Origin of the sequence: Pseudophaeobacter profundi, assembly GCF_029697505.1 — a bacterium.
Lineage (GTDB): Bacteria > Pseudomonadota > Alphaproteobacteria > Rhodobacterales > Rhodobacteraceae > Pseudophaeobacter > Pseudophaeobacter profundi.
This window is the reverse complement of sequence record NZ_JARJEF010000021.1, coordinates 1-20998: the sequence shown is the minus strand read 5'-3', so window position 1 is coordinate 20998 and position 20998 is coordinate 1. Positions and strand designations below refer to the sequence as shown.

Genomic DNA, 20998 nt, shown 5'->3' with positions numbered 1-20998 from the left:
GCAAACGGAGAAGTTATGTCCAAACAACGCCAAAACAGCCTTGCTGCGCTTTCACATGATGACAGCTTTGATGTTGTTGTGCTGGGCGGTGGGATCAATGGGATCGGGGTGTACCGCGACCTTGCCCTGCAGGGGCTACGCGTTCTGCTGGTGGAGCGAAACGATTTCTGTTCCGGCTGCAGCGCCGCCCCCTCTCGGATGATCCATGGTGGCCTGCGCTATCTGGAAAACGGCGAGTTTGATCTGGTCAAGGAATCCCTGGCCGAACGCGATGCTTTGCTGCGCAACGCACCCCACTATGTGCAGCCCCTGCCCACCACCATCCCAATCACCTCTTTGCTGTCGGGCACCCTGAATGCGGCGGCCTCTTTCCTGGGGTGGTCTGGCAAACCCTCGCGGCGCGGCGCCCTGCCGATCAAACTGGGGCTGGGGCTGTATGACTGGGTAACACGAAGCAACCGGGTTCTGCCCAAACACCAGTTCCACAGCGCGGGCAGCACCCGTAGGGCCCGCCCGGCGCTGACGCCGGATCTGCTCTGCTCTGCCACCTATTATGATGCCTGGATCAGCCATCCGGAACGGCTGGGCTTGGAAATGATCCTGGATGTTGAACAGCACAGCCCGGCATCGCAGGCGCTAAACTATGCAGAGCTAACCCCCGAGGGCGAGAACTGGCATGTCATCGACAGGCTGACCGGCGACCGCCAGCCCATCAAGACCAGGGTCATTGTCAATGCAACGGGTGCCTGGCTGGATAGCGCCATCAGCGCGCTCAACCCCGGCGCGCCCCAGACCGCGCCGCTGGTGTCGGGCACCAAGGGGTCGCATCTGATCCTCGACAATGCCAGCCTGATGCAGGCGCTGGATGGCCATATGATCTACTTTGAAAACGATGATGGCCGGGTTTGCATTGTCTTTCCCTATCTCGGCAAAGTGCTGGCTGGCTCTACCGATATCCGGGTCGAGACGGCGCAGCGGGTGCGCTGCGAGGCGGCCGAACGCGACTATATCCTGGCCTCGCTTGGGCGGGTCTTTCCCGATATTGCCCTGTCGGCGGATCAAATCGTCTTTAGCTATAGCGGCATCCGCCCGCTCCCCAAGAGCGACCATGACTATACCGGGCGTATCTCGCGCGGGCATGATGTGCGCAGGATCAATGGCACGGTGCCGCAGTTCTGCATGATCGGCGGCAAATGGACCACTTTTCGCGCCTTTGCCGAACAGACAAGCAACGCCGTATTGCAAGAGCTGAAGCACCCGCGCCAGACCTGCACCCGCGCGCTGGCAATTGGTGGCGGCGCGGGCTTTGCCTCGGCGCAGACCGATGCCGCCGCCCAGGGCAACGCCCGCACAGATCATCTGCTTGCAACCTATGGCAGCCGCGCCACCGAAGTCGCCGCCTTTTGCGCTGCCTTTGCCGATGATCGCCCACTGACAGACACCAGCCCCACTACCACCGGGGAAATCGCCTTTCTGGCCCGCCACGAACATGTGGTGACCCTGTCGGATATCGTGCTGCGACGCAGCCCACTGGCGATTACCGGCCAGATCTCGACCCGGATGATTGACCGCATCTGCGCCGTGCTGCGCCCTCTTATGGCCTGGTCACAGGCCGAAACAACCCAGCAAAAGCAGGATCTGCTTGCTGAACTCAACAGCTATTACGGCGTATCGCAAGATATGCTCGACAGTCGCAATTGAACGAAGGACAACCCAATGAAAATCAGTACCAAAGCCCGTATGAACCGGATGTTCAGCAACGGTGGCTGCCTGGATGTGGCGATCGACCACGGCGTCTGCAACGAGCCGAGCTTTCTGGCTGGGCTGGAGAATATGCCAGCAGTCATGGACACGCTGATCCAAGCCCGCCCGGATGCCATCCAATGCGCCTATGGTCAGGCGGATTTGCTGCAATCACGGCCAGAAAAGGATAAGCCCGCGCTGGTGATGCGGATCGACATGGGCAATCCCTACAATGACCAGCGCCACCGGGTGATGTGGTCAATGCTGCAGAACGCCGATGAACCGCTGATTGGCGCCCTGGAAATGGATGCTGCAGCAGTGGTGGTCAATCTGTTCATGTTGCCGGATGAGCCAGAGCTGTTTCGCCAATGCATTGAAAACATCAGCCGGGTGCGGGCCGCCTGTGACAAATACGGCATGCCGCTGATGATTGAACCGCTGGTGATGCTGCCCAACGATATACGCGGCGGCTATCAGGTGGATGGCGACGCCCAAAAGATTGTGACCCTGACCCGATTGGCAAGCGAAATGGGCGCCGATATCATCAAGGCCGACCCGACCGAAAACCCCGAAGACTTCCACCGTGTTGTCGAAGCCGCACGGGTGCCGGTTCTGGTACGTGGCGGCGGCAAGGAAGATCTGAAAACCGTATTGATAAAATCCGCCGCGATTATGGCGCAGGGGGCCAAGGGCATGGTTTATGGGCGTAATATCTATCAGCACGACAATCCCAAAGCGGTTGTCGCCGCCCTCATGGCAATGATCCACACTGGCGCCAGCGGCGAAGAAGCCTGGGATGTGTACAACCGTGGCTGATCAGGAAAAATATCTGCTGGGGCTGGATGCCGGCAATACGGTGATCAAGGCGGTTCTGTTTGATCTTCACGGCAAACAGATCGCGCTTTGCGCCCTGGATGGCCAGTCCTCTACCCCACAGCCAGGTCACGTAGAACGTGACCTGGACGAGCTGTGGGACAATGCCCAAAGCGCCATTCGCGGCTGCATTGACCGTGCAGGCATAGATGCCGCGCAGATCATCGCCATCGGCTGCGCCGGTCATGGCAATGGACTCTATCTGCTGGATCAGGACCAGGCGCCGCTATTGGGTATTCAATCGCTGGATACCCGCGCCGCAGAGCTGGCGCAGGCGCTGGATGCGCAGGTCGGGCAGGACTTGCATGACATCTGCCTGCAACGCCCCTGGCCTGCGCAGACACCCAGCCTGCTGGCCTGGGTGAAACAACACCAACCCGAGCTTTATGCCCGCGCCGGAACAGTGCTGCTGTGCAAGGATTTCCTCAGCTATCAACTGACAGGCCGCCGCGTCAGCGACCTATCCGACATGAGCGGCTGCGGACTGGCCCAGCTGCCCGAGGGGCGCTATGACGATGGCCTGCTGGCGCTTTATGGGCTGGCGGATGCGCGCGACAAGCTGCCAGAACTGCTTGACCCCGCTGCGACGGTCGGCGGTGTGACTGCCACTGCCGCCCAGGCAACCGGGCTTGCCCCCGGAACCCCGGTGATTGCGGGCTATTTTGATGTCATTGCCAGCGCCCTGGGGTCAGGTGTTGTTTCGGCTGGCGAGGCCTCGATCATCGTGGGCACCTGGAGCATAAACCAGGTGTTCTCGACCACTCCGGTGCAGGATGACAGCGTCTTTATGGTCGCCGGGTTTGGCCCTGGGCGCTTTGTGAATATCGACTCCAGTGCCACATCGGCTGCCAACCTGGAGTGGTATGTCCGCACCTTTGTCGAACGCGGTGGCCATCACGAGGATCCCTTTGGCTATTGCAACGCCTGCTTGGATCAGACGCCACCGGGACTGGATGATCCGTTTTTCCACCCCTTCCTCTATGGCTCGCGGCTGGCGGCGCAGGAACGCGCCGGTTTCTTTGGGCTGGCGGGATGGCATGGCGAAGGCCACATGCTGCGCGCCCTGTTTGAAGGCGTGATGTTCGAACACAAACGCCATATCGCGGTCCTAGAGGCCGCCGGGGTCAGTTTTGAGCGCGCAACCCTGTCGGGGGGCGGAGCCCGCAGCCCGCATTGGCCGCAGATGTTTGCCGATTGTCTTGGCGTGCCAATAACCGTGGCCGAGGCGCAGGAAACAGGCGCACTAGGGGCTGCCATAGGCGCCGCTGTTGGTCTGGGCGAGTTTGCAGACTACGAACAGGCCCTTGCCGCCATGACCCGATCCGCCAATGGGTTTTCGCCGGATCCGCAGATGCAGGAATTCTACGCAAGGCGCTATGCCGCCTGGTTGGATCTGCGCCATCGTATGCAGGGCTTTGGGGGCGCGCGTGATGACACAGAGTGAACAGCTGGACGGCCACTATGACTATATCATCATCGGCGCAGGCACGGCTGGCTGTGTGCTGGCCAATCGGCTAACCGAGAACCCAAAGACCCGTGTATTGTTGCTGGAGGCCGGTGGCCGAGACAATTACCACTGGGTCAAGATCCCGGTTGGCTATCTCTACTGCATTGGCAACCCACGCACCGACTGGATGATGAAAACCGAGAGTGAGCGGGGCCTGAACGGGCGGGCACTGGTCTATCCCCGCGGCAAGGTTCTCGGCGGCTGCACCTCGGTCAACGGGATGATCTACATGCGCGGACAGGCCGCCGATTACGACCATTGGCGTCAACTGGGCAATCCGGGCTGGGGCTGGGACGATGTGCTGCCCTATTTCCTGAAATCCGAAGACCATCACGCCGGGACAAGCGAAATGCATCAGTCGGGCGGTGAATGGAAGGTCGCAAAACAACGGCTGAAATGGGATATCTTGAGCGCCGTTCAAGAAGGTGCGAAAGAGTTTGGCATCCAGCCGCGCGCCGATTTCAATGATGGCAACAACGAAGGCTCCGGCTTTTTTGAGGTGAACCAGAACAACGGCATCCGTTGGAGCACCGCCAGCGGTTTCTTGCGCCCTGCCCTGAAACGCCCAAACCTGCGGTTGCTGACGCAGGCCCATGTGGAAGCGCTGATGCTGGAGGGGAAAACGATTACCGGCGTGCGCCTGCGCGTCAAGAGCAAGCCCCTGTTCGCCCGTTGCCGCCAAGAGGTCCTGCTGGCGGCGGGTGCAATCAACTCGCCCAAGATCCTGGAGCTGTCGGGTATTGGACAGCCAAGGCGGATCAAGGACCTGGGCCTGCCCCCCCTGCATGACAGCCCAGGCGTTGGCGAAAACCTTCAGGACCATCTTCAAATCCGCACGGTCTACAAGGTGAAAAATGCCAAGACGCTGAATACACTGGCGAATTCAACCTTGGGAAAGGCAAGAATGGCCCTGCAATACATGACAACCCAAAGCGGGCCGTTGTCGATGGCGCCCAGCCAATTTGGCATGTTCACCAAATCACGCCCCTCTCTGGCGACGCCGGATCTGGAATATCATGTGCAGCCGCTCTCGACTGATCGGCTGGGGGATCCACTGCATCCCTTTCCTGCCATCACCGTCTCTGTCTGCAACCTGCGGCCCGATAGCATCGGGTCATGTCATGCGCAGTCCGGCACCCCAGAACAACAGCCCGCGATCCGGCTGAATTACCTGTCGGCCGAAACGGACAAACAGGTGGCCATACAATCGCTGCGTCAGGCACGCCAGATCATGACCGCCCGGGCCCTGGCACCACATCAGCCCGAAGAGATCCTGCCCGGCCCAGGGTATCAGAGCGACGCAGAGCTGTTGAAACAGGCCGGTGACATTGCCACGACGATCTTTCACCCGGTTGGTACCTGCAAGATGGGAACCGACCCCGCCGCAGTGGTCGGCGCGGATCTCAAGGTGCATGGCCTGACGGGCCTACGCGTTGTCGATGCCTCGATCATGCCCAAGATCGTCTCGGGCAACACGGCCTCACCGGTTGTCATGATCGCCGAAAAGGCGGCCCAGATGATCAAGCAGGAGGCCCGTTAGCCCCCCGCGACACACCCAGAAAGCGGCAGCCTAGGCGGCCCCCAAGAACGACAGATCACGCCGCTTCAAGCTTTGACGGGCAAGTTCCCCATAGACTTGGCGAACTTGCCCGCGCCCCTGTTCCCCGGCCAGCCCAAACACCGGTGCCAGGTCGGGGAAGAGTTCAAACAGCTCTCGCATATTGTCAGCCGATAGTCCGCGAATAGCCTCGGGGCCGGGCCAGAAGGTTTCCGTGGCAATGCCTTCGGCAAAAACCACCTCGTGTTGCTCGGTCATCAGATGAACATAGGTGACGCCCTGATCGGCATAGAGCTGCTGGCCACAGTTCTCGTCTATCCCGGCCAGCAACTTTGCTGACACAAAACTTTCTCCAAAGGGGGTATCTTGCCCAAGGGTCCGGCGATGAACCAGCAGGCGGTGCTGTGGCGACAGCAGCATCGGGCGTTCAGGCGACAGAAACCCGCCCGGGCTAAGGCGGTAGGGCCGCAGATGAGGCCGCAGCAGCAGCTCGGCACGGTCCAGCCTGCGCTGTCCGACCCAGATCACCGGCTGAAATCCATTATCGGCCGTTTGCAACATGTCCCCCACCCGGATTTGGCCAGCTGGCACGGTGCCGCGCCGGGTCGCCAAAAGAACCTCGGGGGTGAAGCAGGGTATCCCCGCAGAATGCAGTTGCGACTGGCTGGTGATTTGCGCCGGGGATACCCCTTTAAGCACCAGGCTCTCTCCGCCGGGAAAGCTGAGGAGCGCATTGCCAAAGCCATCATCCGACACCGATACATCCTGACTGCGGATGCTGCCATCCGGCCCGGTGCCACCGGTCAGATCTGAAACATCAAGCTGATCGTTGTAGAACCCGTCGTCATCGTCATCGGAGACACTAAAATCACTTAAGGTATCGGCACCGCCGCTTGCGGTCAGGATGATCTCGTCATAGCCAGCGCCACCGGTAATGAAATCGCTGCCGCCGCCAAGCGTGATCGTATCGTCGCCGGCGCCCGCGTCGATAATAACGCCAGCACTGTCAGCTGACGCGTCCACCACGTCGTCCTGCCCGGTCAGCGTCATCGCTTCAATTTCGGAAAAGCCAATCGTATCGGCGCCGTCGGTGACGGTGCCCGCCTCATCCCCTGTATAGGTGACCGTTACGCCACTGGCGGTGACCCCCGAAAGATCCACGGTGTCATAGTCAACGCCGGCCTCGCCACCGACCACGGTGTCATTGCCAAAACCGTCAGAGATCTCGAAGGTATCGGAATCCGCTTCACCATACATCAGGTCTGCGCCAGTGCCGCCGACCAGGAGGTCATTGTCATTGCCGCCATACATGGTGTCGTTGCCGTCGCCACCTTCCAGGGTGTCATTGCCGTCGGTTGCCACGATGCTGTCATTGCCGACACCCCCAACAAGGCTGTCGTCCCCCGCCGAGTTTTTCAGCGTGTCATCGCCTTCGCCGCCCATCAGCGTGTCATTGCCCAGGCCGGTGGTCAGATAGTCGTTGCCAAGACCACCTTCGATGTAGTCATCACCGTCCCCCCCCGAGATGGTATCGCCGCCGTCACCACCGATCAGGGTGTCAGAACCGATCCCGCCGTCCATCACGTCGTCGCCGGCACCGCCATCCAGACTGTCGTTGCCATCCTCACCAAAAAGCGAGTCATCCCCGCCCTGGCCATAGACCACATCGTCACCAGCCCCTGCCAATACGGTATCGGCCCCTTGTTCGATGATGGAAACAACTGGGTCCTCGATGACATCCCCGGAGAGAGTGAAACCGGAATATCCTTCTCGCGTTTGCAGGGTAAACTCGATTGAGGATCGGTCCTCGAACTGGGCAGAGAACCAGGCATCCTGATCAGTATAGCTGTTTATTTCAGACCCGGTGGCCGTCACCATATTGCCGTCGGTTGTCGTCGTCAGCGAAGAATCCTGCGACACGCCAAAGGAGGTGAAGCTGTTGCCGTCCACAATGATCGCTTCGGCATCGCCAATATCAGTGTTGTCATCGACATCATTGAAGGTCGCGGTCGAGTTCAGGAAAACGGGTTCGCCAGTATTCGGGTCGTAGAATTCCAAACGGAAGGTCGCCTGATCCCCCGCCTCATCCCCGTCCAGAAAGACTTCTGCACCCTCGGCGTAGCCAAACTCCACCCACATATCCGGATTGGATTTTTCCACCAGCACCAGTCGGCCCCAGACCTTGCTGCCGTCCTCAAGCGTTGCAATATCGCTAAAGATGGCAGAATCGCCCGCAGACCCCAGGTAACCATCGTGGGAAACATATTGCATATTGGCGAGTTCAAGCGACAGAGGCGTGGCATTCGCCCCCTGCGCAAAGCCATCTCCCATGTCACCATAGATGACATCATCGCCCTCGCCCGCATCGATAATATCGCTGCCTTCTTCACCCGCAACTGTGTCGTTACCCGCGTCCGCGTTGATTGTATCGTCGCCGGTAGTCCCATCCAGTATGTTGTTACCAACGTCGCCAATATGGCTCGTATTACCGACAATAAGGTCTTCTAGCCAATCTGGTCGTATCATGAATTCTACCCGGCGTTCGTTGGTGGACTTGTGGAAACCAACGAAAGGTACCGGAAGGTTCGTAAGATTAGGTAAACCGGATAGTGCCAAATAAACCGAAATGCCCCGGCCTTGGCTGGTGGGATGCTCCCGATTGGCTCCAGCAGACGGCGATTGTCAAACCATGCATGTCGCATGTGATTTCGGGCAAACAGGTTTCAAGGCACATGTGCCAGGTGACCTGTACGGCCAAGATCCTTCTGAGCGACAGGAAGAGAACAACCCGGCGGATAAAGGTGAGCAACTTCAAATGGGGGGAAGCTGTACGCGTTCTCGACCCAATATAGCCCCCTCTCTCACGAAGCTTTTTAGCTAAATAAATCATACCCGCATTGGCAAATTAATCCTTGATTTAAAAAACTACCCAAGCTTGCATGTTACTGCATCCAGCAGTCATTAGAGGTTTAGCTTGTACGTTTTTCGACCATTGATTCTCCTATTCGCTATTTTCACGCCGACCTATTCCCTCTCATCAGAACCTACTGATGACACAATCGAGTGGGAGGTTCTCAATCGGTTTGGCCCATTCGCCACCCAGGGGAACGCCGAAGACCTGTTCCATAGGTACAAGCTGGAACCCGGAGAAAGCTTTGCTGACTGGCACAAACGGTTATCGGACCTTGGGTTGCCCTCGCCCTACCAAGCCTCCCTAAAAGAGGGGCAGAATGCGGGAATGCACTGGGACCAGAGTGCCAAGCAGCATTCTGAAAAGATACTGAGCTTTGTTCAAAATGAAGCTTCAGCCGCAACCACGGTAAGAGCTGTTGCCAGGGTTGCCTCATCGTCAGAATGCACATGGGTATATAATGGGGAAACTAATACGCTGCCCTGTGAACGTGGCTTTGAGTTTTCTGTACCGATCTCTGGCGCAAATCTGAGCGTATCCTACCAGGGCAGTGAAATCTCATCGTGGATCAAGCCAGAGCATGTCGTAATCGTCGGGATGGGGGATAGCTACGGATCAGGAGAAGGAAACCCTGACTATCCCGGTCAATGGAAGGCGGGTCAAACCCTTCCCGGCAAAAACAATCTGGAATGGTTGGTGGACAGCCAGCGCCTGGTCTCGCCACCAGAGGCCCCCGATGCAGACGTAAACCATTGGGTCGACGACACCTGTCATAGAAGTTTCTATAGCCATCAAAGCCTCACCGCGCTCAAGCTAGCTTCTGAACGGCCACATACATATGTCACTTTTTTGCACTACGCGTGTACGGGAGCAGAGATTTTTGATGGTCTTCTTGTGCCCCAATATCAGGCTTGGGGTAAGGGGGAATACGTTCCCTACTCTCAAGTGAACTTTGCAATTCGCGAACTCTGTCAAGAAACGCCTTCGAACTATGAAGCGGTATCCGCTGAGGAAATCGGCGGATTAAACATTCGGTCCTTTCATCGAAGAGGGGGGCCTGGAAACCGCCCTCGAAGTATGAGCAATCTGAATCCTGACCCGCGAGTAGATAGGTTCAGTAAGTTCACCAGAGACCTAAGAGAGACGAATGGCGGCAAGTTTCCTCAGTCTGGCTTTCTGACCTGTGCATCGGGGAACATGCGCCAACCCGACTACGTGTTTCTGAGTATTGGTGGAAATGACATCGGGTTCGCAGACATTGTGCAATACTTCGTAATTCCCACACAGTGGAAAATCAAACTCGTCGGGACCCTTCTCTTTCCGGAAGTCTGCCCCAGCCCATCCAACCGAGTAGATGCCAAAACCAATCGCCATTTGGATAGGTACTGCAGGAAATTAGACAGCAAAAACCTGTACCATGCAGGAGATTTGACAGACGGACATAGCACCTCCCTAGGCATGAAAGAAAGGTACAGCCTGCTCTTCAATGTTCTAGAAAAACGGCTAGCGGTGAAGCCCAGCCAGATTGTCATCCCGCAATACCCCGACCCAATGCGAGCGCGCGTTTCCTCGCAGCCCGCATGCGAACCACTTTCGGGTTCAGACTTCAATGTGCCTGGTGATCCTCCTAGAGAGTTTAACCCCAAGAGCGCTTGGAATGGCTTGAAAGCTGCCGCTCCCAATAGCCTGATTAGAACCTTAAGCAGGTGGCCTGGCCGAAATCTTCGGGAATGGCATTTCAATCTCACATCGAGCGAAGGAGGGCTGGCCCTGAAGCAGTTTGATCGGTTTCGGAGTGCCCTTTCCAAGGTAGCACGAGACCGCGGGGTTTCCTTTGTTTGTGAAACACGAGATGCTTTTGTTGGCTATGGATGGTGGAAGGGTGGTAGAGGAAATCTTCCAAACACCGAACCAAAATGGCCTGTATCGGACTGGAGACCATATGCTTATGAAGCTGATACCCGCGCCATCAGGACGGGCAACGATACACTTCTGACGCAGCCAGGCGATAAGCGGATTACGGGGGCCGTTCATCCCAACCTTACCGGCCATAGGCTGATAGCACAGCAGGTTTATGACAAGTTCTGGTCCACCCCATAGTCATTATTGAACGTGTTTTCCCCCGCGAGCAGATAGTGATTTTTGCTCGCGGAAATCACCTTTTCCTGGCTTGAAGTGACCTCGGGCAGCCAAGATGCACACGCCCTTCGCCCATTGCCTAGGTTTCACTCGTTCCTGATCTTCATTCTGCCCCAGCGATCCCTTTAAAGGATTAGGAAGATTTTCAATGTAACCTTCGGGTAGAGTTATCATGAAAATGGAACGTCAAAGTGACTATAAACGACCGCCGTTTGAATGTTCGGCCAGCACAAGGAGAAGCTCCTTTTGGTCTTCACGAAGTATTTATCTCGCGGACGGACGAACGCGGCATCATCAAAGCAGCCAACTATGTTTTCAAGCGGGTTGCGCACTATGATTGGGACGAACTTCTGGGGGCTCCGCACCGGATCATTCGGCACCCAGACATGCCCAAAGGTGTATTCCATTTGTTTTGGGAAACCCTGAAACAAGGTGAGAGCATTGGCGCCTACGTCAAAAACAAGACAAAGGATGGCCTGTATTACTGGGTTTTTGCAGTTGCCATACCTTGCCCTGGCGGCTTTCTATCTGCACGTATGCGCCCCAGCAGCGCAATGTTCGACCAGGTTAAGAAGGCCTATGCAGAGCTACTGCTTGCCGAACGGGAAGGTGATCTGTCCCCGCAAGAAAGTGCCGAACATCTGAAAGAATGGATCCTTTCAAAAGGATTTGAAAGCTATCATCAGTTTTGCACTGCCGCTCTGAGCGAAGAGCTGCTTTCGCGCTGCGCAGGTCTGAATATCCCACCAGATCAAAAGATCCTGCAGCTGCAACAAACCGTGTCAGATGCCAGCGCACTTGTAGCCGAAACCAAAAGCCTGATTTGGGAATTTGATGCGATGCGGACCATTCCACATAATCTGAGAGTGATCGCATCTCGCATCGAACCTGCGGGAGGCCCTGTTACGGTGTTATCGCAAAACTATGGCAGCATGTCCTCTGAAATGTCGAGCTGGTTCGAGGCCAACGTCATGGGAGAGAATAGCAATTTCAACAAGATCAAAGGTGCGGTGACCAACCGCCTGTTCGTTGAGGGCATGACGCGCATTCTGGAAGAATGTGACCAGCTACTCACCCAAGAGCGCCGGACACTCGGCAAAGTTGATATCGAGAAAGAGCGGCGGATTCTTGCAGAGCTTGTCGAAAGAGAAAGGGAATTGGCCAATAAAGGAGGGGATCAGGTCAATTTCGAAGCTGACAGGATTCAACAAGCTTGCAATGTGATGCACCGACAATTTTTAGGGTTAAGCACCACAAGGGTTCTTTGCAAAATAGAAGCCGCACGATTGCCCAAAGGTGGGGAAACCCTAGATGACATCATCAATCAACTCGGTAGTTTTCAGAGACGCATTGCAGAACGCTTGGCTAATATTGCCAAACTGAGCAACCAAGTCCGCGCCATAGAATAGGTTACGATGGCGCGCTTCGTCTACCGCCTGGTCAATCGCGCAGGAAACAATGAAAGGACGGAGCTTCGCCATCGCTGTCATAATCGGCGGTGCTGTCGTCCCGACCATCTTGGTTGAGGGGTCAGCCGCAGATAACAAACGCGATGACCGGGACTTCTGGGCCAAGGGGGTGGACTTAAACCTGCTCTGACCTGTGGCTTGGGCTTCTCCCGCCATTCTAGCAAAGTGCCTTTCCGCCCAGAACACCTGCTACTGGGTCAACGGATGGGGCCGGTTCCTGTCATGGACTGGCCCTCACTCGCAGCCCGAAACAACATAAGCGTTGCATCTGACCCCCTGATTGCCCTCTAAACCTCACCACTTCTCGTCCGTTGGTCTGCATCCGAACTACGATCGGAGGCGACAATGGCGGAACGTGAAGTCTGGGGGTTCAAGGTCCGGACATCAAAGTCACCATCGCCTACCCGCATCGTTCAGCGCTAATTGCGCAGGTTTTTATCCACCAAAACCCGATCTCGAACCGCCAGACTTGCCAAAGCCTCCACGTGAGGCGGCCGCAGCGCGAGACATTGGTGTTTTCCCAATCGTCGAGGCCGGGCGGGCGAATTGAGAGGTGCTCAGCTTTGTGGAGCCTCGGTTGCTCGAAAAAGTGCTGGAGCGCGAGGCGTTAGTATATCGCCCGTCGGAGCCTTTATAGAGCGGTTGCGCCGCAGCCATTCCTGCGCGCCCACCCATCATATTGCCGATCAAATAGCCTGCCATTAGTGGCATGAAAATGCTTCCCGATCCGCCCTGCGTCACGGCCTCTTCAGATCCGCAGGCATCTTCACCATGCTGTTCCTGACAGACTTCGAGGCTTTCATAACGGGGCGCGGCCTCGACATGCAGGGCTTGGGCCTCGGAAAAGGACGTCTCGCATTCTTGTGACGTGATCATCCCACCGCGCGATGCGTCTTCCAGACAGCTTTGCAAATCCGGGAAAGCAGAGGCTTCGACCTGTTCTTCGCGGCATCCCGCAAGAGCAAAAGCAGCTGCTCCGACAATCGCGATGGAAACCCGTTTCGAGCGTTTGGTCATGTAAATCGTCTTTCTGCCAAAGGGGCGCTGGGGCGTTTGTATCACGCAACGATATAGTGCGGCTTGAACCGGGATAAATCCTGCGTGATGCGGGATCGATCTTCTCGGATACCGACGCCGACACAGTCGTGCCCCACGATCCAGGCTCCGACCACCGGGCGAAAACCGTCGAATTTTGGCAGGGGCGCATAAGCTTGGATGACGCGCGGATGTTCGGCATAATCGGTATTCTTCGATTGCTCGATCAGCTCGCCGGACTTCAGGATCGAAACCGAGGCCCCCTCGCGCGACAAGATTGGCTTTCGCACATAGCCAGCTGCCAGTTGGGTCTCGGCGCGTGCCAGGGCTGCAGCGGTCGTTGCCGTCGCTGTGCCGCTGGCTACCATAGCGTCCCCTACATCTGCCTCAAAGAAGGCCGGTAATAGGTTTGGATGGCCCTCGAACATTTGCCAGAGCACGGGCAAAATCCCCTTGTTGGATAACAGTGCCTTCCAGGCGGGTTCCAGAAACAGGCAGCCGGATCCATCAATGTGATTGGCGTAATCGTCGCGCAACAGATCCTCCCACGGATAGAGCTTGAACAGAACCGCAATCCTGCGATCCTCATCATCCAGAAACTGGCCGTCGTCGCTGAGCGCTATCTTGTCGAGATCGCAGTAATGCGCCCCCAAACCGGCTTCGCGTGCGGCCCAGCCCATGGCTTCGACCGTGCCGTAATCTTCGGGGGTGTCGGCAACGGCCGTAAAGTGCAGATCGCTATCTTTCTCAAAAACGGCGCTAAACCGCGCGACCAGCGCCTCGTGGATACCATTAAACTGGTCCGTCCCTGCGGGAAGCACCCCGGATTCCAGCTGATCTTCAAGCCACTGCCACTGAAAGGCCGCGCTTTCGTAAAGAGAGGTCGGCGTATCGGCGTTATATTCCAGAAGCTTGGCGGGTGCCTTCCCATCATAGGCAAAATCGAACCGGCCGTAGATTTCAGGATCGCCCCGTTTCCAGCTTTCGGCGACAAGGTCACGGTGGGCTTCGGGGATCGCAAGCCGCTCCATCAGGCTTTCACTGGCTATAATTTCACCTACTGCCTCTCGGCACATGGCATGGAGCTCGGTGGCGGGGTCCTCCAGGTCGTTCTCGACCTGCTCAAGCGAAAACGCATAGGCCGAAGTTTCATCCCAATAGGGTTCGCCATGCATATCGGCAAAGGTAAATCCTACTTCTTGGGCGTGATCGCGCCAAGAGGGCCGTTCGGGCAAAGTGATCTTCTGCAAGTGTCCGTTCCTCAATTCTTCGACTGCGTTTAATGGGGTTTGAAGCCAACAACCAGACTTGGTTTTGGTGAATGCCAGAAGTTTGGAGGTTTTTGAGTGCCCACCGGACCCGCGCTATGGGTGCAATTGGACGTCGCTGTTTGGCAGGCAGCACCGATTTTAGCGACGAATATTTGAGGCTAGAAAGGGAAACCTGGACAGCCACGCCGTTGAGGCACCAATCTGCAGAAACCCATGCAAGATCAACCGAGCGGTAACAGATGAGAGGACGGTGGTGCGCCATCTCTGTTATAATCGACGGTGCTGTCGTCCCGACCATCTGGTCGATGGGTCAGCGGCGGATAACAAGCGCGACGACTGGGACTTCTGGGCCAACGGGGTGGACTTCGACCTGCTCTGACATGTGGGTTGGGCCTCTCCCGCCGCTAAAGCAACGTCCCGCTCCACCCTGAACACCCGCTACCGGGTCAACGGGTGGGTCGGGTGCCCGTCATAGACTGGTCCTCACCCGCAGCCGAAACCACTGGGGCCGAAATCCGGGGCGATTGGGGCCGGTTCGGGCTTCGTAGCTCTTACGTCTATGGCTGGAAAGTACTGGCTGGGGTGGTAGGAACAAAATCCAAAAATTCTCGACGCCCTTTTTTCACTCAAGCATATGAATACAATTGACGATCCAAAGCGAAATTGTAACACCGGACTGTAACACCAAGCTGCTACACTAGTGACTTAGAGGCCCTACAATGAGCTACATATTCAGGCGGGGCGCAAGCTACTATGCCCGGCTAAAAGTCCCGGTGGATCTGGTCGAGCTCTCTGGGAATAAAAAGGAACTGGTGAAAGCACTCGGCACCAAGGATAGGGAAGAAGCCAAGCGCTTAGTGATGCCAGTCATCGAAAGCTGGCGACGTGATTTCGACGATATGCGTGCGCGGCGAAACCTGTCTGAAGAGGACAAAGCGAGCGCCATCTGGGAGCACTACGAAACAACGCTTGAGCAGAGCGAACAAAGGCGCAGGTCCTTTCCGACAGCCGCAGAGATCAATGCAGAGAAAGACAGCATTTATCGTCGGATCGACAGGCGTGAAATTACGTCAGACGATTTCGTGGGCATGATTAACGCTTACACAGATTACGAGCTCATGCTGGGAGCACGCACTTACGACACAAAGCACCGTGAACGACGCCTTACTGCGTTGACCAACGATCTAATTTCCGGCGAGGTAAAGCGCATTGCTCCGGCCGCACAGAAGTTCATTAACGACAATAGATTATTCGTTGAACCGCACAGTGAGGGATACCGCGACCTTTGCAATCGCCTCATCCGGGCAGAGATAGAGGCGCTAAAACGCACGCTAGAGCGGGACGAGGGAAACTATGCAGGTGAACCCCAAGATCCCATCGTGAAACCCACTAATGGCCCTCTCAGAGCCGCCGCAGAGCCCGGACAGTCGCTTATTGAGGTGTTTGAGCAATACACAACGGAAAACCCAAACCAGGTGCGGGTAGACACTCTGAACCAAGCGAGGCGAGATATATCTTTATTCGTCCAGCATGTCGGCAGGACTTACCCGGTAACGAGTATAAACAAAAAGAACGTGCGCGAGTGGAAAGCGCTGTTATTAAAATACCCGGTAAAGGCCGCAGAGACAAAAATCTTTCAAGGAATGTCCTTAGGACAAATCGTTCAGCACAATGAGAAGGTTGCCAAACCCACAATCACTAAGCGCACTGTAAATCGCCACCTGTCGAGCCTTGGAGCCTACTGCAAATGGCTAGTCAGAAATGGCTACCTTGATCAGAACCCTGTTGAAGGAATGGCTCTTAACAAGGAAAAGCATAGCAAAACACTGACATTCACACCGGAGCAAATGAACGTTCTTTTCCGGTCCCCACTCTTTGTGGGATGCCAAAGCGACACACAGCCGCGCTTCATCAAGAGACCTGGCAATTTCCAGATTAGGGATCACAGATATTGGGTGCCTTTAATCATGCTGTTCTCTGGAGCGCGACCCGGAGAAATTGCCCAGCTCGCCATCCCTGATGTTCGCAATGACAAAGGCACTTGGATCATGCATATCACGGATGACGGCGAAGGCGGGAAACAAGTAAAGAACCAAAATTCGAAACGGATTTTGCCGATCCATACCCAACTCCTAGAACTTGGATTCATAGACTATCACACCATGACAAAAGAGACTGGCCATGATCGCCTATTTCCAAATGCCGAGAGAAACTCCAGGGGGCAGATGATCGCCGATTTCTCGCGGATGTTCTCGCGATACCTGACCGACCTCGGCATCAAGAACGGACGAGGGTATAGCCAATACTCTTTCCGCCATGGCGCTGCAGATGCTTTGCGCAGAGCCGGGTTCCTAGATCACGAGTTCAAATTCCTTATGGGGCACGGCGATACCTCAATGACTGGAAAATATGGAATGATGCCACAGGGAATGCTGGAAAAGCGGGCGGAACTCATCAATGCGATTTCCTACCCGGGGCTGGATCTGGAGCACCTAAAAACCCCACAGGGTAAAAACACCAGCAGAGGGTCCTGAACGACCAGAGCCCTACAGCCTGGACAGACGCTCTGCTGTTTTTGGCATTCGTGCCAGTGTTGCGCTGATCCGCTCACGCCATTTTGGACCGCGTGACTTTGCATCCTCCATGGCATCCTTCAACTCATCGGGCCGATCATCAGCCAACACGTCAATCAAGAAGGCCGCCTGCCTGCGGTCCTTTTCTGATTTCAACGCGTCCACGCCTGCGCGCCGCCTGCTGGCCACTATCAGTTTATGGACCGCAAAACGTTCGGGCTGTGGAATCTGCACCAACACACCACTGCGATAGTTAATCGCAGCCTTGATCGGTTCGGCAATGAGGAAGTTCAGATGATGCAGGGCCTGGGCGTCTACCCCAAGAGCGCTAAGAGGCTGCAACCCCTCCTTTTCATCAAAGGAAGGTGTCAAAAATTCCACCAGCGTGTCGCCACGGCTTTGCTTCCACCGCCAGGCCTTTCCCTTCTGCACGCTGGGCTGCGGTGCAAATGCCAAATCTTTGAAAACAGTCTCCAAGGGCGGTGCGGCGGTGTCTTCTAGGGCAAGGGACAGCCGCGTGAAGCTGGCAATGTCGATGTCGTCGGTCTGCGCCGCCATATCGACCCCCATGCGCACACCAAGCTCGCCCTCATATAGCCGAAATGCATGTGTGCCCACCACGGTGCCGCCGAGCCGGAAGACACCGGAAGCGGCCAATGCTGACAGCAGGCCACCCGTGGCAGCATCAAGGCTAAGAAAGCCTTCTGCTCGGAGCAGCCGAACAAGCCGGGTGCGGTTCTTGCGGCGCGCCTCTGTTGCGGATTTCAGGGTCTCATATGCCGCGATCCGCGCTCGCAGCTCTTCACTGTCTTCGCCAATATAGCGTTTGCGGACATCCGATCCGACCCGGTAGCTGTCATACCAATAGACACGGCCCTTCCGTTCAACCCGTGTTGGTGAACCACGGATCTCTGAAACTGCGTCGTCCTGAAGGGAACGCAAAAGGTCATGGTAGGCTGAGTGGGCTATAGATGAATGGCGTTCAATCATACGCGTTCCGTATTCAACAAAAATATTTACTGTTGAACATAGCGCATGCTCAACAAAAGTAAATAATGTTGAACATGCATCTCTTCCCGCCACAAACCCCATGCTGGCCGTCGCTATAACAGATGTATGCAGCATACTGCGTCACATCTGAGAGGCCTGAAATGACCCAAAAACCACATGCGGACACACCTTTGGCACAATATATCGAACGCCGTGTTCTGGAACTGAAACCGAAGAAATCCCAAGGGGAAATTGCAAGCGAGGTAGGTTTCCCAAACCCCAACATGGTGACCATGATCAAAAATGGCACAAGCAAGTTGGCCCTGGATCGTGTGCCGTCGATGGCGCGCGCCTTGGACTGCGATCCGGCATATCTGATGCGGTTGGCATTAGAGCAGGCCGTGGGAGATACCGCCGCGCAGGCCATTGTGGACATCTACGGCACACCCATCACCGAAAACGAGTTGGGCTGGCTGGAAGAGATCCGCGATGCCTCACGCAATAAGAATCCTCGCCTGACCACCAGATCTCGCGCGGCGCTCAGGGCGGTCTTTGGGGGATGAGTAGTATGGTCAAAACAGCCCCCCTCACAGCGAATGAATGTGCCTGGCTGCGCTTTCTGCGCGATGTGAGCAAAGGCACTGACCCCTCTCCAACACTGCGGCGTGTGCAGCTCCTGCGGCGCATCTGCGGTCTCAGGTGAGCCGATAGCTACAACACGGCTGAACACTGGCGAGGAATGGCTCAAGCGCCGCACCTCGCCGGATCCCGATTGCGCCCTCAAAAGGTTGCGTAAGGTTGACAAAGGTTTACATCGGACGCCGCAAAGCCTGATCCATGTAAACCTTTTGATGCCCAAAACGCGCAAAAATGGGCCAAAAGGTTTCCCTAAGGTTTACATTAAGTTGACAAATCTGAGCCTGAAAACAAAAAAATATGAGATTATGTAAACCTTTCGCGCCGTTGCGCCCAGTAATACAAGGGTATTGAAAACATCCCAGCCCTTAGATTTGCGGTTTCGGTAACTCGCAGGCCAGGCTTAGGGGCTAAGAGGGGCACGCAATTTCTCCGAAAAATTTGAACGCATTGATAATACGGCAGCATAATCGATGATGTGGCTGACAGATCACAACCAAATTCGGATCGTCCAGCGGAGCCTACCTGTCCGTCCGCGACCATCTCTCTCATCCCTGACCAGGCGACCCAGTCCTCCCAGTGCTTAGCAGCTTACCTCTTGGCCGCCTTATAGACCAATCAACAGATCAATCTGTATGGCCTTCAAGAGACTACAGAACAGTTTCTGCCATCAGCACGTTGCCGACATTCGCCTACGGTCGCCGTTAGTGTAGGTGGTCACAAACAGACCAAAGCGGCCGCTCACTTGCGAAGTCAAATGCTGCGGAGGCGGCCCAAATTGCGGGCATTTAACCAGCCCGTTATGCGAGGCGGCAATGACCTGCCACGGGATTTTTCCTCCAACTTCGATTAGAGTCCGGCCCAACTTGAGGACGGACAATGAAACGAACGAGATTCACAGACGAGCAGATCATCGGCATTCTGGCGGAGCATGAGGCTGGTGCGAAGTGCGCGGACCTGTGCCGCAAGCACGGTATGTCTGAGGGCACTTTCTATAACTGGAAAGCCAAGTTCGGCGGCATGACAGTGTCGGAGGCCAAGCGGCTGAAAGCGCTCGAGGACGAGAACGCGAAGTTGAAGAAGCTGCTTGCCGAACAGATGCTCGACCTCGCCGCGATGAAAGAGCTGGTTTCAAAAAAGTGGTGACGCCTGCTGTGAAGCGCGAGGCGGTCGCGCATCTGAGGGCCCGGTTCGGGCTGTCGGAACGGCGGGCGCCGGATACGGATCTGCGCGGGCGGCTGAGGGAGTTGGCCAATGAGCGGCGTCGGTTCGGCTATCGCCGCCTGTTCGTTCTGCTGCGCCGCGAAGGCGAACCATCCGGCATCAACAGGATCTATCGGCTCTACCGCGAAGAGGGATTGACGGTGCGCAAACGGCGGGCACGGCGCAAAGCCGTGGGCACATGCGCGTGTCGTGATCGCGGCCTGGGCGGCCAACTACAACACGGAACGCCCGCATTCGGCCTTGGATTACCAGACCCCGGCTGCCTATGCGCGGACCCTGACCACCGCAATCGCCCGCCCCGCTGCGCGAGATGAAAGCTCCGCGCGTCGGGCGATTGCTCATCCCACGCCAAATGGCGTAAACAACCACCGGGCTTCGGTCGTGGCTGGATGAAAGTTCAGTGGCAGGTCAGCAACCGCAGCTAGTTTTTAGCAAATCACATTATCTAAGACGCCATCGGCTGGGCTGCTATCGTCCGCTTGATGATCATCAATCCCAAGCCGCAAAACTGTCCTAAAAGCAGGACCACTTCAGTTACGCATGGGCCGGAGCGGCCTTTGACTACCTGCGCACTAATGTTCACGTTCCACTCGCTCCATAGATGTCCAACAACAGGTCAGGATTGGAACCTTCTCCCGCCAGCTCTGACTTCAGGTCTTGGAGGATGGGCAAGAACTTCGACCGCCGCCTTTGGAAATTCGTATTGGCCCCACGACGGGCCTTCAGGTCGTGTTCTGTTTTCTGAATTATAGCCAAGAGGTCGTCCGCCAGCGGATCGGCCCCGATCACCAATGCTGTAGGATCAACGAGACGCCATCTAACCAGGCCTGCAAGTAAGAAAGGCGCGTAGTTAAACATTGTATATTGGCCGCCGATATTGCGTTGGAAGTCCAAAATAGTCCTCTTGGTCAGCTTCTCTACGTCTTCTCGTTTCAGGTAAGATGGAGCGCGTGTTGATTGTCACTGAGAACTGACCCGGTATTTTCACCGAGATTTGACCCACCTTCAGTTATGCGCTGTAGTTTATGATGTGGTCAATGTTGCGGTCTCCTTTCCTGTTTTCTTTGCA

16 protein-coding genes and 1 pseudogene are annotated in these 20998 nt (G+C 56.2%); 12 read left to right on the top strand and 5 right to left on the bottom strand.

The features are described 5' to 3' along the window. The first annotated feature begins 15 nt into the window (after window positions 1–15). From P2081_RS19470 to P2081_RS19455, 4 genes are read left to right on the top strand one after another with little or no spacing between them, the layout of a single operon-like run. Window positions 16–1701 (top strand): glycerol-3-phosphate dehydrogenase/oxidase, encoded by a 1686-nt coding sequence (locus tag P2081_RS19470; RefSeq protein ID WP_278924459.1) that lies wholly within the window; start codon window positions 16–18, stop codon window positions 1699–1701. Window positions 1702–1716: 15 nt separating this feature from the next. Then, entirely contained in the window at window positions 1717–2559 is an 843-nt protein-coding gene (locus tag P2081_RS19465; protein WP_278924458.1) for a class I fructose-bisphosphate aldolase, read from the top strand. Beyond that, window positions 2552–4060, top strand: a complete 1509-nt coding sequence (locus P2081_RS19460; protein WP_278924457.1) for an FGGY-family carbohydrate kinase — start codon at window positions 2552–2554, stop codon at window positions 4058–4060. Before P2081_RS19465 ends, P2081_RS19460 begins: the two co-directional genes overlap by 8 nt. Further along, the gene (locus P2081_RS19455) at window positions 4047–5663 is read left to right on the top strand and encodes a GMC family oxidoreductase (protein WP_278924456.1); all 1617 of its coding nucleotides are present in this window, start codon (window positions 4047–4049) and stop codon (window positions 5661–5663) included. The genes P2081_RS19460 and P2081_RS19455 overlap by 14 nt, the downstream gene beginning before the upstream one ends. Before the next feature lie 30 nt (window positions 5664–5693). Here the strand turns inward: P2081_RS19455 and P2081_RS19450 are convergent, their stop codons facing one another. Continuing rightward, a complete protein-coding gene (locus tag P2081_RS19450; RefSeq protein ID WP_278924455.1) occupies window positions 5694–8207 on the bottom strand; it encodes a Hint domain-containing protein in 2514 nt (837 codons plus the stop codon). A gap of 448 nt (window positions 8208–8655) precedes the next feature. Between P2081_RS19450 and P2081_RS19445 the strand changes: the two genes are divergently transcribed. From P2081_RS19445 to P2081_RS20990, 3 genes are all read left to right on the top strand, one after another. Further along, on the top strand, window positions 8656–10692 hold the full coding sequence (locus P2081_RS19445) for an SGNH/GDSL hydrolase family protein (RefSeq protein ID WP_278924454.1): 2037 nt from the start codon (window positions 8656–8658) through the stop codon (window positions 10690–10692). Between the two features lie 230 nt (window positions 10693–10922). After that, window positions 10923–12140, top strand: a complete 1218-nt coding sequence (locus tag P2081_RS19440) for a PAS domain-containing protein (RefSeq protein WP_278924453.1) — start codon at window positions 10923–10925, stop codon at window positions 12138–12140. A gap of 6 nt (window positions 12141–12146) precedes the next feature. Next, a complete protein-coding gene (locus tag P2081_RS20990; RefSeq protein ID WP_369011412.1) occupies window positions 12147–12257 on the top strand; it encodes a hypothetical protein in 111 nt (36 codons plus the stop codon). 378 nt (window positions 12258–12635) lie between these two features. Here the strand turns inward: P2081_RS20990 and P2081_RS19435 are convergent, their stop codons facing one another. Together P2081_RS19435 and P2081_RS19430 are read right to left on the bottom strand one after the other, a co-directional pair. After that, entirely contained in the window at window positions 12636–13217 is a 582-nt protein-coding gene (locus P2081_RS19435) for a DUF1190 domain-containing protein (RefSeq protein WP_278924452.1), read from the bottom strand. 41 nt (window positions 13218–13258) lie between these two features. Then, a complete protein-coding gene (locus P2081_RS19430; RefSeq protein ID WP_278924451.1) occupies window positions 13259–14485 on the bottom strand; it encodes a glutathionylspermidine synthase family protein in 1227 nt (408 codons plus the stop codon). Between the two features lie 271 nt (window positions 14486–14756). Here P2081_RS19430 and P2081_RS20985 point away from each other — a divergent pair, with 271 nt between their 5' ends. Both P2081_RS20985 and P2081_RS19425 read left to right on the top strand, forming a co-directional pair. Beyond that, the gene (locus P2081_RS20985) at window positions 14757–14885 is read left to right on the top strand and encodes an HNH endonuclease (protein WP_369011411.1); all 129 of its coding nucleotides are present in this window, start codon (window positions 14757–14759) and stop codon (window positions 14883–14885) included. Window positions 14886–15225: 340 nt separating this feature from the next. Continuing rightward, window positions 15226–17040 (top strand): site-specific integrase, encoded by a 1815-nt coding sequence (locus tag P2081_RS19425; RefSeq protein ID WP_278924450.1) that lies wholly within the window; start codon window positions 15226–15228, stop codon window positions 17038–17040. A 12-nt stretch (window positions 17041–17052) separates the two neighbouring features. On the opposite strand, the gene P2081_RS19420 is transcribed toward P2081_RS19425, so the two are convergent. Then, a complete protein-coding gene (locus P2081_RS19420; protein ID WP_438826551.1) occupies window positions 17053–18204 on the bottom strand; it encodes a nucleotidyltransferase family protein in 1152 nt (383 codons plus the stop codon). Between the two features lie 26 nt (window positions 18205–18230). On the opposite strand from P2081_RS19420, the gene P2081_RS19415 reads away from it, so the two are divergent. From P2081_RS19415 to P2081_RS21340, 3 genes and pseudogenes are all read left to right on the top strand, one after another. Beyond that, on the top strand, window positions 18231–18632 hold the full coding sequence (locus tag P2081_RS19415) for a helix-turn-helix domain-containing protein (RefSeq protein WP_278924449.1): 402 nt from the start codon (window positions 18231–18233) through the stop codon (window positions 18630–18632). A gap of 952 nt (window positions 18633–19584) precedes the next feature. Beyond that, window positions 19585–20114 (top strand): annotated as a pseudogene (locus P2081_RS19410) (transposase); the annotation flags it as partial. Between the two features lie 4 nt (window positions 20115–20118). Next, window positions 20119–20322: an integrase core domain-containing protein gene (locus P2081_RS21340; protein ID WP_438826550.1), complete on the top strand. Its 204-nt coding sequence runs from the start codon at window positions 20119–20121 to the stop codon at window positions 20320–20322. Between the two features lie 186 nt (window positions 20323–20508). Here P2081_RS21340 and P2081_RS19400 read toward each other — a convergent pair whose 3' ends face one another. Continuing rightward, window positions 20509–20823 carry a hypothetical protein gene (locus P2081_RS19400; RefSeq protein WP_278924448.1) on the bottom strand — a complete coding sequence of 105 codons (315 nt, stop codon included), beginning with the start codon at window positions 20821–20823 and terminating at the stop codon, window positions 20509–20511. Window positions 20824–20998 lie beyond the last annotated feature (175 nt).